Annotated in this window: 12 protein-coding genes; 6 read left to right on the forward strand and 6 right to left on the reverse strand. The window is 66.8% G+C overall.

The features are described from left to right. Nucleotides 1-4: 4 nt before the first annotated feature. The 5 genes from AB0B61_RS08070 (at nucleotide 5) to AB0B61_RS08090 (ending at nucleotide 9,387) form a co-directional block, all read left to right on the forward strand. Nucleotides 5-5,353 carry an amino acid adenylation domain-containing protein gene (locus AB0B61_RS08070; protein ID WP_358429485.1) on the forward strand — a complete coding sequence of 1,783 codons (5,349 nt, stop codon included), beginning with the start codon at nucleotides 5-7 and terminating at the stop codon, nucleotides 5,351-5,353. A 1-nt stretch (nucleotide 5,354) separates the two neighbouring features. Continuing rightward, entirely contained in the window at nucleotides 5,355-6,104 is a 750-nt protein-coding gene (locus AB0B61_RS08075) for an AzlC family ABC transporter permease (protein ID WP_358429487.1), read from the forward strand. Then, nucleotides 6,101-6,421 (forward strand): AzlD domain-containing protein, encoded by a 321-nt coding sequence (locus AB0B61_RS08080; protein WP_358429488.1) that lies wholly within the window; start codon nucleotides 6,101-6,103, stop codon nucleotides 6,419-6,421. The genes AB0B61_RS08075 and AB0B61_RS08080 overlap by 4 nt, the downstream gene beginning before the upstream one ends. Before the next feature lie 292 nt (nucleotides 6,422-6,713). Continuing rightward, the gene (locus tag AB0B61_RS08085; protein WP_358430421.1) at nucleotides 6,714-8,207 is read left to right on the forward strand and encodes an AbgT family transporter; all 1,494 of its coding nucleotides are present in this window, start codon (nucleotides 6,714-6,716) and stop codon (nucleotides 8,205-8,207) included. A gap of 40 nt (nucleotides 8,208-8,247) precedes the next feature. Then, entirely contained in the window at nucleotides 8,248-9,387 is a 1,140-nt protein-coding gene (locus tag AB0B61_RS08090) for a M20 family metallopeptidase (RefSeq protein WP_358429490.1), read from the forward strand. Between the two features lie 513 nt (nucleotides 9,388-9,900). Here AB0B61_RS08090 and AB0B61_RS08095 read toward each other — a convergent pair. The 6 genes from AB0B61_RS08095 to AB0B61_RS08120 form a co-directional block, all read right to left on the reverse strand. Further along, nucleotides 9,901-10,299 (reverse strand): hypothetical protein, encoded by a 399-nt coding sequence (locus AB0B61_RS08095; RefSeq protein WP_358429492.1) that lies wholly within the window; start codon nucleotides 10,297-10,299, stop codon nucleotides 9,901-9,903. Between the two features lie 249 nt (nucleotides 10,300-10,548). Beyond that, on the reverse strand, nucleotides 10,549-10,851 hold the full coding sequence (locus AB0B61_RS08100; protein WP_358429494.1) for a hypothetical protein: 303 nt from the start codon (nucleotides 10,849-10,851) through the stop codon (nucleotides 10,549-10,551). 284 nt (nucleotides 10,852-11,135) lie between these two features. Continuing rightward, a complete protein-coding gene (locus AB0B61_RS08105) occupies nucleotides 11,136-13,337 on the reverse strand; it encodes a hypothetical protein (RefSeq protein WP_358429496.1) in 2,202 nt (733 codons plus the stop codon). Beyond that, nucleotides 13,334-13,576 (reverse strand): hypothetical protein, encoded by a 243-nt coding sequence (locus tag AB0B61_RS08110; protein ID WP_358429497.1) that lies wholly within the window; start codon nucleotides 13,574-13,576, stop codon nucleotides 13,334-13,336. Before AB0B61_RS08110 ends, AB0B61_RS08105 begins: the two co-directional genes overlap by 4 nt. A gap of 753 nt (nucleotides 13,577-14,329) precedes the next feature. Next, nucleotides 14,330-14,545, reverse strand: a complete 216-nt coding sequence (locus tag AB0B61_RS08115) for a DUF397 domain-containing protein (RefSeq protein WP_358429499.1) — start codon at nucleotides 14,543-14,545, stop codon at nucleotides 14,330-14,332. Then, entirely contained in the window at nucleotides 14,533-15,360 is an 828-nt protein-coding gene (locus AB0B61_RS08120; protein ID WP_358429501.1) for a helix-turn-helix transcriptional regulator, read from the reverse strand. The genes AB0B61_RS08115 and AB0B61_RS08120 overlap by 13 nt, the downstream gene beginning before the upstream one ends. 149 nt (nucleotides 15,361-15,509) lie before the next feature. On the opposite strand from AB0B61_RS08120, the gene AB0B61_RS08125 reads away from it, so the two are divergent. Continuing rightward, nucleotides 15,510-15,986 (forward strand): ATP-binding protein, encoded by a 477-nt coding sequence (locus tag AB0B61_RS08125; protein ID WP_358429503.1) that lies wholly within the window; start codon nucleotides 15,510-15,512, stop codon nucleotides 15,984-15,986. Nucleotides 15,987-16,256: the final 270 nt, after the last annotated feature.

Below are 16,256 nucleotides of genomic sequence, written 5' to 3' on the forward strand. Positions count from 1 at the left end.
GGCCATGCAGTCCATCGAGACCCTGGGCAGGCTCAAGGTCGCGGCCGCGAAGCGTCGCCGCGAGGGGGTGTTCTGGCGCGCCCAGCTCGCGGCGCTGCCCGAGCGCGCCGGCTTCCCGTCCGACACGCACCGTGGCCCGGCAGGGGAGGCGGGGCGCGCGGTCACCACGCTCGACCTCGGCCCCGAGCTGACCGCCAGACTCGCCAAGCTGGCCCGAGGCGAGGACCTCGCCCTGCGTTCCGTGCTGATCGCCGTGCTGGGCGCGTTGCTCCAGCGTTACGGCGGCGGCGAGGAGTCCGTGCTGGCCACCCCTCCCGTCCCCGTGCCCGGCAGTCCCGCGCCGCTGGCCTCCTCGCTGGTGCTGCGGCTGCCGGTCACGCGGGACACCACGCTGCGCGGGCTGCTGGGCGAGGTCGGGGACCGGCTGCGGGCCGCGATCGACCACCAGGACTACCCGCTCGAGCTGCTCGCCGCCGAGTTCGGGACCGCGGCGGGGGAGGGCGACGACCCTTTCGCCGACGTGCTCGTGGACGCGGTCCGCGACGAGGCGGAACCCGCCGGGCGGCCCGGCTTCCCGCTCGCCTTCGCCTTCGTACGCGGGCAGGCCGGGCTGGCTCTGGAACTGCGGCACCGGACCGGCACGCACGGCCCCGGCGCCGCCCGGCGGCTCCTCACGCACTGCGTGATGCTGCTCGACCAGGCCAGCGCCGCGCCCGACACGGCGATGGCCGCCTTCGACCTGCGATCCGACGACGATCTGGCGCTGATCGACGAGGCGAACGCCACGGACGCCGCCTTCGAGGACACGGTGCGGCTCGACGAGCTGTTCAGCCGCCAGGTCGCCGCGACCCCTGACGCCGTGGCCGTGGTGGGTGACGGCTTCCTGCTCACGTACGCCGAGCTGAACGCGCGCGCCAATCGCCTGGCGCACACGCTGCGCGCCCGCGGCGTGGGCCGCGACGACCTCGTGGCCGTGCTGGCGGATCGCTCGCCGGAGATGCTCGTCGCCGTCTACGCCGTGCTGAAGGCGGGGGGCGCGTACCTGCCGATCGACCCGGGCAACCCGCGCGACCGCATCGCGTACATCCTCGGCGACAGCGGCGCCGGCCTCGTCCTCACCCAGCCCCGCCACCTGGAGCTGGTCGGCGACGGCGTCGCCGTCCTCGACCTCATGGACGAGGAGGCCTACGCGCAGGAGGTGAGCACGCCGCCGGTCGAGGGCGGCGCCCACGATCTCGCGTACGTCATCTACACCTCGGGTTCGACCGGTGCTCCCAAGGGCGTGCAGATCGAGCACCGGTCGGTCGTCAACCGCATCGGCTGGATGCAGAAGGCGTACCCGATCAGCTCCGCGGACGTCATCATGCAGAAGACGCCCACGTCGTTCGACGTCTCGGTGTGGGAGCTCTTCTGGTGGACCTTCGCCGGGGCGTCGGTGTGCCTGCCCGAGCCCGGCGCGGAGCGGGACCCGGAGGCGCTGACCGCCGCGGTCGAGCGGCACGGCGTCACCACGATGCACTTCGTGCCGTCCATGCTGGGGGCCTTCCTCGACTTCGTCGCGGAAACGGACGAGCAGTGGCGGCTCGGCACCTTGCGGCAGGTGTTCGCCAGCGGCGAGGCGCTGCCGGCGCACCACGTGCGACGCTTCCACGAGGTGGTCACGGGTTGCCGGCTGATCAACCTGTACGGGCCCACCGAGGCGGCCGTCGACGTCACCCACTACGCCTGCCACGGCGGCGAGAACATGGTGCCGATCGGGCGGCCGGTCGACAACACGCGCGTCCACGTGCTCGACGCGGACCTGAAACCCCAGCCCGTCGGCGTCCCGGGGGAACTGTGCGTCGCCGGGGTCCAGCTGGCCCGCGGGTACCTGCGTCGCCCCGACCTGACGGCCGAACGCTTCGTCGCCGCGCCCCACGCGGGCGAGCAGCGCGTCTACCGTACGGGGGACCTGGCCCGCAGGCTGGCCGACGGCGGCATCGAGTATCTGGGCCGCATCGACCACCAGGTCAAGCTGCGGGGATACCGCATCGAACCGGGTGAGATCGAGGAGCGGCTGCGGCAGCACGCCGCCGTGCGGGACGCCGTCGTCATCCCGCGCGGGCAGGATTATCTGTGCGGTTACGTCGTGGCAGCCGGGCCCCTGCCCGAGGACGAGCTCAAGGAGCATCTGAGGCGCACGCTACCGGAGTACATGGTCCCCGCCCGCCTCGTCACGCTCGCCGCGTTCCCGCTCAGTCCGAGTGGCAAGCTGGACCGCCGCGCGCTGCCCGACCCCGGTGAACCGGCCCGCGCGGTGGACCACGTCGCCCCGCGCACGCCGCAGGAGGCGGACCTGGCCCGCGTCTGGGCCGAGGTGCTCGGCGTCGCATCCGTCGGTGTGCACGACAACTTCTTCGCGCTCGGCGGCAACTCGATCCACTTCGTCACCGTGCTGGCCAGGGCCCGCGCGTGCGGCCTCGACTTCACCTTCCAGCAGCTCTTCGAGAATCCGACCATCGCGGGTCTGGTCGCGCTCGCGCGGGACGCGGATCCGGCGACGCGCCCGCTGCGGCCGTTCGAGCTGCTGACGCCTGAGGACCAGGCGAAGATCCCGGCTGGGGTGGCCGACGCCTACCCGATGACGCAGCTCCAGGCGGGACTGGTCTTTCAGAGCGAACTGTCACACAACACAGTCGAATATCACGACATCATCAGCTACACGATCCAGAGCTCGTTCGACGCCGGGTGCTTCGAGCGGGCGGTCCGGCACATCGTCGCCGCGAACCCGATCTTCCGTACCAGCTACCACCTCACCGGCTACGGCGAGTACCTGCAACTCGTCCACGAGGACGCGCCGTCACCGCTGTACATCGCCGACCTACGCGGTATGAACGAGGACGAACAGGACGCCTGGTATCACGTATGGGCGGAGCGGGAGAAGGCTCATCGCTTCACTTGGACAGAGCCCGGCCTCGTCCGGCTGCACGTGCACGTGCTCGGTGACGACCTGTTCCGCTACACGCTCAGCCAGCACAACTCCGCGCTGGACGGCTGGAGCATCACCCTGGTGCACACCACGCTGTTCGACACGTACTACCGGCTGCTCGACGGACGGCCGCTGCCGGACGCGGAGCCGGACGGGTACGCGCGCGACTACGTCGCACTGGAGCGCCGGTCCCTGGCCGACGAGGGCCACCGTTCCTACTGGGCGGGCGTGCTCGAAGGCAGCACGTTCACCGACGTGCCCCGCACGAGGGAATCGGCGTCGCCGGACGTCTTCCCCGTCGTGTTCCACGAGGTGGAGTTCCCGCGCGGCCTGTCCGACCGGATCGTGGCGCTGGCCGGGGCGCTGTCCGTGCCGGTCAAGAACGTCGCGATGGCCGCGCACGTCAAGGTCCTCTCCCTGATCAGCGGCGAGCGCGACGTCATGACCGGGTACGAGCACAGCGGCCGGCCCGAGGCGGAGGGCGCCACCCGTTCGATCGGCCTGTTCCTCAACACGGTGCCCTTCCGGGTGCGCACGGGCGAGGGCTCCTGGGAGAGCCTCGTGCGCGAGGTCTACCGGGCCGAGGTCGAACTGCTCCCCGCGCGGCGATACCCGATGGCGCGGATGAAGCACGACCTGGGGACACAACAGGCGCTGTTCGAGACGGCCTTCAACTTCACGCACTTCTATCTGCTCAGGCAACTGGAGGAGCTCGACGGCTTCTCCCTGCTCGACGTGCGGGCCAACTCGGAGACGGAGTTCGTGCTGCGCGCCGAGTTCTCCCGGCACTTCATCACCGACGAGGTGCGGCTGAGCCTGCACTACCACGCCCACCTGTTCGAGCCCTGGCAGGTGGCGCGGATGGGGGCGTACTACATCGCCGCGTTCGAGCAGATGACAGCCGATCCGGCCGCTCCCCATCACCTCGCCGACCTGTTGCCTCGCGAGGAAAGCGAGGCGCTGATCGCGGTGGAACAGAGCGAGAGCGTCCTGCCGAAGCTGGCCGAACATTATCGGGCGCGGATCGTCGACGAACACGGCCTGCGCGTGCCCTTCGCCACGCCGGGACGGATCGTGCTGAGCGCCAACGGGGTCACGATCCCCACCACAGGTGTGTACGGACGCCGCATGCCCGGCGGCCTTGAGCTGCTCCAGGAACCCCGCCGCCTGACGTTCCACCGTTCCGGAGAGCGGAGCGCCGCAGGGGAGACGGGCCGTCACCCCAGCCGTCACCCCACCGGCGCGGTGGGACCGCGCATCGCGGAGGCGTGGTCCAGGGTGCTCGACGTGCCGCTGGAGCAGATCACCCTCGACGGCAACTTCTTCGAGCTCGGCGGCAGCTCGCTCTCGGCCATGCGGGTGGTCATGGAGCTGGAGGGGCTCGTGTCACTCACCGACCTGATGCGCAACTCCACCCTGGGACCGCTGTGTGAGGTGGCCGAGGCTCGGCTGAACGAGGGCGCGCTTCGCTCGCTGTGGGCCGACTCCGACCTCGGTCTGCTTCGCTCGCTGTCGGCCGACCCCGGCCGAGCCCGGGCCGCCCTCGTGTGCTTTCCCTACGCGGCCGGCAACGCCGTCAACTTCGAGCCGCTGGCCACCGCCCTCGACAAGGCGGGCGCCGACCTGGCCGTCTACGGCGTGGAGCTGCCGGGCCATGATCCCGGCCGGCCGGACGAGCCCTTTCTGTCCATCGAGGAGGCGGCGCGGCGGGTGGCGGAAGAAATCCGCGGCCTCGCCGAACGGCCCGTGCTGCTCTGGGGCCACTGCGTCGGCTCGGCTCTGGCCGTCGAGACCGCACGCCTGATGGAGGCGGGCGGAAACGCGCCGCTCCACGTCTTCGTGGCCGGAAAACTGCTGCACGACGCCCGGACCACCCGCGAGTCCATGGAGCGGGTGGACGCGATGACGGACGAGGACATCGTGCGCTGGCTCGTCGAGGCGACCGGGTACTCCGGGCTCGACGTGCTCACACCCGCGCAGGCGGCCTTCGTCACCAGGACCTTCCGGCATGACTCCGGCTCCGCCAACGGCTATCTGCTGGCGGCGGCCGAACGGGGGCCCGTGGCCAGGCTGCGCGCGCCGCTCACGGTCGTGCACGCCTCGGACGATCCGCTGACCCCTGACCACCGGCGGAGGTACGCGGACTGGTCGCTGTTCTCCGATCGGCCGCGGCTCGCGGAGCTCGGGCCCTTCGGCCACTACTTCTGCCGGACGGCCCCGGACGCGGTGGCCACACTGCTGCGTGAGCTGGCACCACGTACGGAAGACCAGCCGGTATCACCTACGAAAAACCAGCCGGCACCACGTACGGAAGATCAGCCGGTATCACCTACGAAAAACCAGCCGGTTTCACTTACGGAAGATCAACGGAGCGAAACGCACTGACATGACCACCACGAACACCCCCCAGGCGGTCACGCCGCTGACCCCCGGCCAGCAGTACCTCGCCGGAGCGAGGAGCATGGTGCCGTTCCTCGCCTCGGCCATTCCCATGGGCATCGCCGGAGGCGTCCTCGGACTGTCGAGCGGACTCTCCGGCTGGGCGACCCTGGGCCTGGCGATGGCCGTGAACTCCGGCACCGCCCAGTTCGTCGGCTTCGCCCTCATCGCCGGCGGCACAGGCTGGGCCGCGATCATCCTCACCACGCTCATCCTGGGGCTCCGGATGCTCCTCTACTCCACCATCCTGATCCCGTACATCAAGGAAGTGCCCCAGCGGTGGCGGGTGCTGCTCGGGTTCGGGCTGATCGACGAGGTCTTCTTCGTGGCGATCGAACGGCTGAGGAAAGGCGAACTCACCCACAACAAGCACATGTTCTTCCTCGGGGCGTCCTCACTGCTGTACGTCACCTGGATGCTGTGCACGGCGATCGGCATGTCCCTCGGCTCGGCCGTCCCAGACGTGCGGGGGCTCGGACTGGACTTCCCGGTGACCGCCATGTTCATCGCCATGCTCGCGATCGGGCTGGCGAACTGGCGCGTGGCCGCGGCCATCTGCGCCGCGGGGGTGACCGTGATGCTGGCGCGGGACCTGCCGTACAACCTCGGCGTCGTGCTGGCCGCGGTGGTGGGAGCGGTGGTGGGGGCCGCGTGCGAGTACGCGGCGAAGACAAGGACGAAGGAGATCGCCCGATGAGTATGGCGCTGTTGATCCTCGGCATGGGGTTGTGCAGTTTCCTGCCGCGCTACCTGCCGCTGGCCCTCTTCGCCGACAGGGAGATGCCACCGCTGGCGGAGACACTGCTCAGGTACACGCCGCCGGCCGTGCTGGCCGCACTGGTGTTCCCGGCCGTTCTCGCGCCCTCGGGGAACGGCGTCGAGCTGACCCTGACGAACCCTTATCTGATAGGCGGCGTGGTCACCTTCGCCGTGGGTCTGGTGTCGAAAAGGTTCCTGCTCGTGACAGCAGTCGGAATTGCCGCTTTCTATCTCAGTCGCTGGCTTGTCGGCTGAATGTTATAGGCGCCTTAAGTTTGTCGAAATTCATTTGACACCCGACATCGTTCGGGCGCTTTCGCATGCCCTTTTTACCTGCTCTCAACTGGTGAGACATCCTTGACAATCAGCTATTGCGAGATGACCCTGCCGCCGTTAAAGTATGGCCCGCAGGTGCGGACTCGCAATAAAGAGACGGGGCATCTTTCGCGTTCTGTCTGTGCCTCAGGCGAAACGACCAAGAAAGGATGACCGGGTCTCCATGACGACCGTGTCCGCTGAGAAAGAATCACGTGCCTTAAACGTGACCATGCGCGTGCTGAACAGCGTCGAACGCGCCGGCAATAAACTGCCTCATCCGTTCTGGCTCTTCATCATCCTGAGCGTCGTGCTCATGGCACTGAGCTGGATCCTGTCGGCGGCCGGAGTGTCGGCGGTCAACCCCGCCGACAAGACGACCGTCGCGGTGAAGAACCTGTTGTCGAGCGAGGGCGTCACGCTGATGCTCGGCGACGCCATCAAGAGCTTCACCACCTTCCCCCCGCTGGGCACGATCCTGGTGGTCATGCTCGGCGTCGCGGTGGCCGACAGAGCGGGGCTGCTCTCGGCGGTCCTGCGCCGGGGCGTCTCCCGCGTACCGGCCCGGTGGGTCACGTTCGCGCTCGCCTTCACCGGCATGGTCTCCCACGTGGCCGCCGACTCGGCGTACATCGTGCTGATCCCGCTGGGCGGCCTGGCCTTCTACGCGGTCGGTCGCAGTCCGATCGTCGGTGTCGTGGTCGCGTTCGTCTCGGTCGCGGCCGGCTTCGACGCCAGCCCGGTCGTCACCCCTCTCGACGTCATCCTGGGCGGCATCACCACCGACGCCGCGCACACCATCGACCCGAGCTACACCGTCACCCCGCTCGCCAACTACTTCTTCTCCATCGGCTCGTCGGTCGTGCTGTCCATCGTCATCACCGTGGTGACGGAGACGATCCTCACCAAGCGGGCGGCGAGCATGCCGATCGACGAGGACGCCGAAGTGGGCGACCTCGGCGCGCTGGAACTGTCCGACAAGGAGCGGCGCGGGCTGCGCTGGTCCGGCGTCGCGCTGCTGGTGATCGCCGCGCTGATCGCGCTGTCCATCATCCCGGCCGACTCCCCGCTCCGCGGCGAGGGCGGCAGCCTGGTCACCGGCCCGCTGCTGAACGCGATCTCCGTCATGCTCGGCATCGCCTTCTTCCTCGTCGGAATCGTGTACGGCCGCGTCGCCGGCACCATCAAGAGCGGCAACGACGTGCCCGCGTTCATGGCCGAGGGCATGCGCGAGATGGCGCCGGTCCTCGTGCTGTTCTTCGCCATCTCCCAGTTCCTGGCCTACTTCAAGTGGACCGGCATCGGCACGATCGTCGCCATCAACGGCGCGGACCTGCTGAAGTCCGCTGGAATCAACGGCCCGATGATCTTTGTCGGCATCCTGATCATCGTCACCTTCATCAACCTGCTGATCACCAGCGGCTCCGCCCAGTGGGCGCTGGTCGGCCCGGTCTTCGTGCCGATGCTGATGCTGCTGAAGATCTCGCCGGAGGCCACCCAGGCGGTCTACCGCATCGCCGACTCCTGCACCAACGCCCTCAGCCCGATGAGCCCCTACTTCGTGCTGGTCCTCGGCTTCATCCAGCGCTACCGCAAATCAGCCGGCATCGGCACGCTGATCGCCCTCACCATGCCTCTGTGCCTGATCATGCTCGTGGTCTGGACACTGTTCTTCCTGGCATGGTGGGCGCTCGGCATCCCGCTGGGCCCCGGCGTCCCCTCCTAACTCTCACCCGAACCCTCACCCGAAACGGAAGGATCCTTTAGTGACACCGGCTCCCACGTGGACCCGCCAGGCGCTCCCTGCCATGCTCGACGACCTGCGCACGCTCGTCGAACTGGAAAGCCCGAGCAACGACAAGCAGCTCCTGGACGGGGCACTCGACGCGATCTTCCGCTGGGCGGTGGACCGCGCCGGGGAGCCGGACGAGTTCACCCGTCACGACGGCGGCCAGTACGGCGACGTGCTGGAACTGACCTACCAGGGCACCGCCCCGGGATTCGTCCTGCTGGTCGGCCACTACGACACCGTGTGGCCGGTCGGCACCCTCGCCGACTGGCCGTGGCAGATCACCGACGGCGTCATCAGCGCACCTGGCGTCTTCGACATGAAGACGGGCCTCGTCCAGGCGGTCTGGGCGGTACGCGGGCTGCGCGAGCTGGGCCTGCCGCATCCCACGGTCCGCCTGCTGTTCAACGGCGACGAGGAGATCGGCAGCCCGGCCTCCCGCGCCCGCATCGAGGCGGCCAGCGCCGGGGCGCTGGCCAGCCTGGTCTTCGAGGGCGCCATAGACGGCGCCGTCAAAACCTCCCGCAAGGGAGTCGGCATCTTCCAGCTGTCCGTCACCGGGATCGAGGCCCATGCCGGCCTCGACCCCACCGCCGGAGCCAGCGCCATCCACGCCATGGCCGACCTGATCACCCAGATCGCCGCCCTGGGCGCCCCCGCGCTCGGCACGACGGTCAACGTCGGCCTGGTCAGCGGCGGTACCGGCACCAACGTCACTGCAGGCCAGGCCACCTGCGGCATCGACGTACGCGTGTCCGACCCGGCCGAGATGGCCCGGGTGGACGCCGCACTCACCTCACTCCGCGCCCCCGACCCCCGGGTCTCCGTGGCGCTCTCCGGCGAATGGAACCGGCCACCCATGACCCCCAACCCCGCCTCCCAGGACCTGTACGCCAGGACGTACAAGGTGGCGATCGAACACGGCTGGGACCTTCGGGAGGCGGGCGTCGGCGGGGCCAGCGACGCCAACTTCATCTCAGCCCTGGGCCGGCCCGTCCTCGACGGGCTCGGTCCCGTCGGAGCGGGATCCCACTCTCGGGGGGAGCACACCATCGTCGAATACATCCCGGAGCGCACCGCCCTGACCATCGGGCTCATCGCGGGCTTCGCCAGCTAGTCGCCCAGTCACGCGACCTTGGCCGGGTAACTGGGCCCGGCTTGCGCTGTGGGGTGCCGGCCTGGACACCGTCACCAATACGGCCTCGCTTATAGGAAGGATCTCCACGCTCACCACGACGGCCTCGCTCAGGCGAATCATCTCCGCGCTTCGCGCTGACGCCGGGCCTGTGCTGCCAGGTGGGTATTGCCGGGCAAGAGCCCAGATCGCGCGTTTGAGCAGCGGTTTTCGGTAAGCCTAGGTTCGTGATGTAGCCAGGCTGGCCAGGTGCAGGTGTTCGTTCGGGAAGTGCGGTCGGCGGGCCTTGGAATGGAGGCGCGGGCCTCGGGGTGCAGGCCGAGCGGGTCCTGGGTCACTACCAGGGTCAGCAACTGGGCCTCGGCCAGTTTCAGCGCTCGCCCGATCGATCGTCACGTACGGTCCGTGATAAGGGTGTTGATGATCGGTCTGTGACAACAGGTCAATCCTCAACACCCTTTGTCATTTCCCGAACGACTCAGGACCTATTCGTCGCTAGGCGCCGTCCTTGTCCAGCAGCCGATGGAGCGTGCGTTCCACGTCGGCCATTGTGCGCTGCAGGCAGTCGAGTCTGTCTAGCATCTGGTGCTGAGCGGATGTGAGCTGCTCCTTGGTGTGCCGGCGAAGGCCGGCGATCTCGTCTCCGAGAGCTGCGAAGTCCTGGGACGTTTCCGCCTTGATGCTGGCGATTTCAACTCTTATCCGCTCAACGGCGACCGCCGTTGAGGCGATGGCGGCGTGTATGCCTTCCAGGCATGGGCAGCCGTTCGTCGGGAGGCTCGCATGTTGGCGCCGCGCGCGAGGGCCGCGATAGGCCCCATTACGGGAACGCGCTGTCGCTTCGACGGCTGCCGCGCGAAGCTTCACGTCGCGAGTCTCCGCCTCTTCGTTCATGTACCCCTACCTTTTCGGTAGCTGGAAGGATCCCGGCTTTGGCGGCCGAGATCACTGTGTGTGAGTACATCGTCGCAAGAAGTTGTTGTCGATGACGCACGGTCACCGGAATCCGGGTGGGGTTTTATTCATCGCGGTGTGGCAGAGATGCACCTGAGTCCGATTTTGGACTCCAGCGAATGTGTCGCGAGTGGGACATTCTGGGACGCTACGGGCTGGCTAGGTTTTGGTAGCGGGAGGGTGAAGTTGCTAGGCGCCGGGAGTGCAGTTGTACAAGTGGCCGTAGCGCTTTTGGGCGATGCGCATGAGCTCGGTCATGTCCTTGATCGCATCCCTGCCTTTGGCGATTTGGGCCAGGCCGATGTCGATCAATCGGTCCTTGTTGTCGCAGCGAAACTTCGCGCTCACCTGGAACGGCTGGTCGGGGAATGATGCATTCGGCAGGTGCGCGGCCAGTCCGTCACCGAGATCGCTAGGGAGCGGGACCCCGCCGTGCCTTGTGTATACCTGGCGCCTGTCATTCAGCAAAAGGTCCAGATGCTCTCGGGGCATCCCAGGGCCCTCCTGCATCCATCTCACGTCCAGAGGCCGAGGGTTCGTATCAGGAGCCCAGCAGTCGCCGTTCTTCTCGTTGCCGTCGGTTTTCTCCGCGAGAGGCCCGCTCGCCCCAGTGACAACGCGAAATGCCTGCTCGGGGATGAGTTTGCAGACGTATGGTGCGGCATCCGCGACAGGTTGGGGGGCTGGGGCTGGTGTGGAGACGACGTCGTTTGTCGGAGTACAGGCTGCAGTGAGCAAAGCGAGAGCAGCCAGAGCGACGGGCAGACGGGAATGCCTCATTTGCCGCCTCCAGAAGGAGGAGTCTCGAGGCCGAGATAGTCGTCCACCTCACTGGTACTGCGAAAGGTGTTCTTGAAACGGTCGTGCAGGTCGCTACTTCCTCCGGTTGTGCGAGTCCATGCGAGGAACTGGCTGTATTCCTTCGGAGTCATCTCGGCGAAAGGTTTGAGCGTCGGCGGGGTTCCGGTCGCGAACACGCGATCCTTCATGTCGAGCCCGTCAAGCAGTCCCTTGTTCAGCATGGCTGTGGCGACCATCTGCTCCGCCAGCCTCTCCACCGCCAACCGGTTGTCCGCCAGTGTGCGATACGTGTCATCCAAGCCTCGCCGGTTTTCGGACATCTGCTGGGCGACCCGGATGGCGATCTCGTCACGCGCGACTCCGGCGAGCCTGTCGTACTCCTTGCCGACCAGTTCGCTGAAGGCGCCGGTGGCCAATTTGCCCACCTGCTTGGCTCCTGGCACCGGGAGCAGCCCAATCGCATCGCCCACCATGGTCTTCAGCGACTCGTCCGCCTTCTTGTCGTCCAGTCCTTGAGCGATCAGCGCCTGGCGGCGAGTCTCCACGATGAAAGTGAAGGGAAGCGCCTCCTCCACGGTGCGGTCCACCAGGAACTGCTTGATGTCAGCCGTGTCGACCCGCCCATTTTTGTCGAAGTCGAACTTCTTGACGTCGGCCTTCGTGAAACCGAGCCGCTCGGCATTGGAAGCGTTGAGGCCGACTGGAGCCACGGTGTCCAGCGCCGCTCGCATATGTTCAGTCTGTGCTCTCACCAGCGCCTCAAACCCGGCGTCGTGGGAGGCGGCCAGCACCAGCGCATAGGTCAGGTCTTTAGCCGCGACGTTGCCAAAGGCCTCATGGTTCACGAGGAGCTTAGAGACCTGGTCGATGTTGGCCGCGATCGCGCGGGCCAGAGGATAGCTCAGGGGAGCGAAACGATCGAACGTCTCTCTGTTCTTTATCTCCAGATTTCCGTTCTCCCCTTTGCCAAAGGCAGGGCGGACCTCGTCGGCGACGGTCTTCATCATCTCGGCCGCCAGCTTCTGGGAGGTCTCATCCCGGCCGGTCGTCGCCGTCACCAGCAGGTCATTGAACGGCGCGTAGTCGCCCAGATAGCGAGAGGCACCCCACCGTGTCGTCAGCAGATAGTGCAGCACGGATTCCTTCCACCCGGCCGGGGTCTGGTCCAGCAGAGCATGGGACGCCTCCCGGCTGGACTTCGCTGCATGGAAAAGATCGTCCACCAACGATGAGGCCCTCGCGCCTGGATTGCCCACATGCGTTCCCGGTCTCAGCATGGTGCCAAGGCCGAGCGCGCCCGCCAGGTCGACTATGGGAACCTGGGCTCCCGCGAACATCCGGCCCAGTAGATCCTTGCTCGCCGCCCATTCATCCTTACGCTGCTCGTACTCGTAGACGATCACGTCACGCCCGACGACCTCCATGAACTCCTTCGAGTACGGAGGCTTCCCGTCGTGGGCACGCCAGATGAGCGCCTGAGCCTGGTAGCCCGTGTACTTCGTGTCGCCGGCCTTCTGCTGGGCCCGGCCCTCCCTCACCAAGTCCTTGAGGAATTCGGCGCCCATGTACGCGGGATTCTTCGGATCGGTTCCCCTGGCCAGAGCCGCGCTCAGCATGCGCAGAGCGTCCTTGCCCTGGCTGGAGACCTGGGCCAGGCGATCGGAGTCCCCGTGGGTCCCGGCGTCGCGCAGTCGCGCGGCCAGCGAGCCAGGCAGTCGCGTCACGCCCTGGGTGCCCAGCGTGCCCAGGAATGCCTTCACGAACTCCGCGTCCCCGGTCCGCGCCGCGTATTTCTTCAGCTCGGCCAACGCCTTGGCGTCCCCATCCGCAGCGTTCAGTGCGGCGCGGCCGGCCAGGGTTCCGTCCAGCAGGCCCTTGGCGGCCTCCAGGCCGTCGGGCATCTCGAGGAAGCTCCCGGCTGCCGTGCTCATGCCGAAGGTGACCTTCTGCCGCTGCAACTCGTGGACCAGTTTCTGCCGCCGCCGCAGGTCCTCAGCCTGCGTGGTAATACGCCCGGCCAACTGCCGCAGCCGAGCCGCCGGAGAAGTGTCGAGCCCGGCGCCCTGCAATTCGCTGTGCAGGGCCTGCGCCAGCTCTTCCAGTCGCCTGGCGGCCTCGGTGTGCTTGCCCGCCATCGCGTCGAATTCGGACGGCTTCACTCCGGTGAACTCCGTCATGGCTTGTCCGGAAGGGAAGCCAATTTCTGGTTCGCGCTGTGTACGGCCTGCGTGAGCATGTCCTGCAACTCCCTCCGGTCCGCGTGGACCTGGGAGTCGAACCGGGCGCCCGTAGGACCCACCCACGCGTCGTTCTCCATCAGGCGGCAGGAGGGATCGAGCGCCCACCAGTGCTCGTCCGAGAGTCGCTGGATCCGCTCCGCCACGGCCCGCATCGTCTCGCGGTCGAGGTTGGCCAAGATGATCCCCTTGTACGGCTCGCTGCACCAGAACAGATCAGGAGGCGGCGTCCCTCACGTGGTCACACGGTAATCAACATCACATCAACAAAACAAGTTTAAGCGCAGTGAAAGGTATGGCGCGTTGGAATTTTGTTATGCAATGAGCTGCTTTGCCCGACCTCGATCTTGTCAGGTGGGAACTGGCTGTGACCTGCGGGTCTTTCCGCCGGCGAGAGTGAAACTCATTAAGGATTCGCTGAAACGGTTGAGATGAGGCCAGCGCGAGATGGTTGACGAGTGCACCGTCACGGACGGGAAGATCATGGCCGCCGGTGCAGGCCGGGGCGGGAACGCAGCTACGCGCCGATTACGCGCTCAAACTCCCGTCGGGGACTGCCTATCGTGGTGGTGGAGTTAAGACAGACGCCCACCAGCGACGACGAGGGCATTGAGCAGGCCAAGCGATACGCCAGCAAGCTCCAGGCACCCTTCGCCAACGCGACGAACGGGCTCAGGCTCATGAGATCGGCCTCGACGCGGGGCTCAGCACAGAGACCGACGGCCACTCTTCGGCGGACGAATTGTGGGCGATGCCACCAGTCAAAGGGAGCTCGGCGCGTGGCTCACCATCGCGGAATGCTTGCGAGCATCGCTGCTAACCGCTGCGCCCAGCAGGATGCTCTAAAATCCTCGTGGCGGAGTCTGGTCGCTTTACGGATCAAGGGAAGACTCTCCGCATGAGCGGAGAGCCTTCCCTTTCTGCGAACATATTTACAAGTCGAACTCGCCGTCCTTCACGCCGCTGATGAAGGCGCTCCATTCGCCAGGAGTGAAGATGAGGGCCGGACCGCTGGGGTTTTTGCTGTCGCGGACACCTCGGCGTCCTCCGGACAGTTCAGCAACCTCAACGCAGTTGCCGCCGTCGGGCCCCGATCGGGTGGACTTGCGCCAGGTAGCTGTGTCGAGTTCGCGGGTCAGCTCGTCCATCGCTGCAGCGTCTCCTTGATCAGGTCTAGGGATTCGCGTTGGGACAGCGCTTCTGAGCGAATCCCCTCATATCTATATGTTAGGACGCGGACGTCCTCTGGTCGCTCGGTTACTCGACTCATGACGCCAGCGGATTCGACATACGCTGTGTCGAAGACGCCATGTGCCTGCGCGATGGCGAACCCGCCAGCAAGACCGGTCGTGGAGTAGGCCTTGAGGGGAAGAACCTGGATGGTAATCCGGGGAGCTTCGCCATCTTCGAGAAGGCGAGCGAGCTGCGCCGACATCACAGCGGGGCTGCCGATCGGGCGGTGCAGAACTGCCTCGTCGATCACAATCCACAACAATGGCGGTTTGGGACGCCTAAGGATACTTTGGCGTTCCATTCGAGCGATCACATGTTCCTCGACCTGTTCGGACGTCACGCCGACATCACCGCTCAGGACCGCCCTGGCGTAGTCCTCGGTCTGCAGCAGGCCGGGCACGACCAGCGGTTCCCAGGTCCGGATCGCCTCCGCCGTGGCCTCCACCTCGAGCCAGGGCCGAAACCAAGGAGGAGCCTGTGCATGACTGACCATCGGCCAAAGCCGCATCAGCGCTCCTTCCGCCTCCAGCGCCTCGTCGCAGTGGCGGGCGAACTCCTCCGTTGGTGACCGTCTGGCTGTTTCGATCATGCTGATCGTGCCGACGGAGTAGGAAACCGCTTTCGACAGACGGATCTGGGACCAGCCTCGGGCTTTGCGGTGTCGCCGCAACTCAAAGCCGAACAGTGCGGTCGGTGAATCAGTAGGGCATAGCTCGCTTTCCCTAGGCATCTGACCTCCAGGGGGGATGGCCACCGTTTCAACACGACTTTCAGCGAAACGGTTGATGGCTTATCGAAGTCGATTGACTACTCAATGTAGCCGAGCCTTGGGATGGTTGGAAGGCCGATCGAGGCCGACTTCTTCGGGTGGGTGAAGCAATGAAAGCAGCGAGTGCGGAGCCGAGGGTCATCGGCTGGATCCAGCTCGTGGGCATTCGCGAGTCCGTCTCGCACGCCCGCTCCGAAGTGCGCAGATGGCTCGGAGACGATCATCCTGCTGTCGACGACGCGGTGCTGGTGGCGTCCGAGCTCGTGACGAACGCGCTCCGGCACTCCGACGCCAAACCGTACGACTTCATCGGCCTCACCGTCACCGCGACGGACGAGATGGTCTATGTGGAGGTGCGTGACCCCGGTTCCGCCTTTTCCGGCCCGCACATCCGGCAGGAGCCGGAGGCGGAGGACGGGCGTGGGCTGCTGATAGTCCGTGAGATCTCCCAAGACTGGGGAACCCGAGAGCACGGCCGTGGGCTTGGCCGTACCGTCTGGTGCGCCATCCGGGCCGTCCCATCTTCCCCTGACCCGTCCGCTCCCGAATCGGTCTCCGGATCGGTTGGCGGGTGTGGCCCTGGCTGAACGCGCAGCCAGCCCAGGTCAGGTGGCTCCTCCTTCTCGAGGAGGGGGAGTGGGGGAGCCGCCGCAGAACGTCCGGCAGGGATCTTCCCCCCGTGGCTCCAGGCCGGGCGGGCCCCCGATGAGTGCACCCGCTTCGGCCCTCATCGGGGGCCATTCACAGAATGCAAGGAAGGTCTGTGAGCGGGCACAGTAAGTGGCGGACGACCCGGCATCGCCGCCTCGCCGGTGAAGTGAACGACCCCGAGTGCGCCAGGCTTTACGAAGAGGAGG

This window comes from Nonomuraea sp. NPDC049158, from assembly GCF_040648335.1.
Classification (GTDB): domain Bacteria; phylum Actinomycetota; class Actinomycetes; order Streptosporangiales; family Streptosporangiaceae; genus Nonomuraea.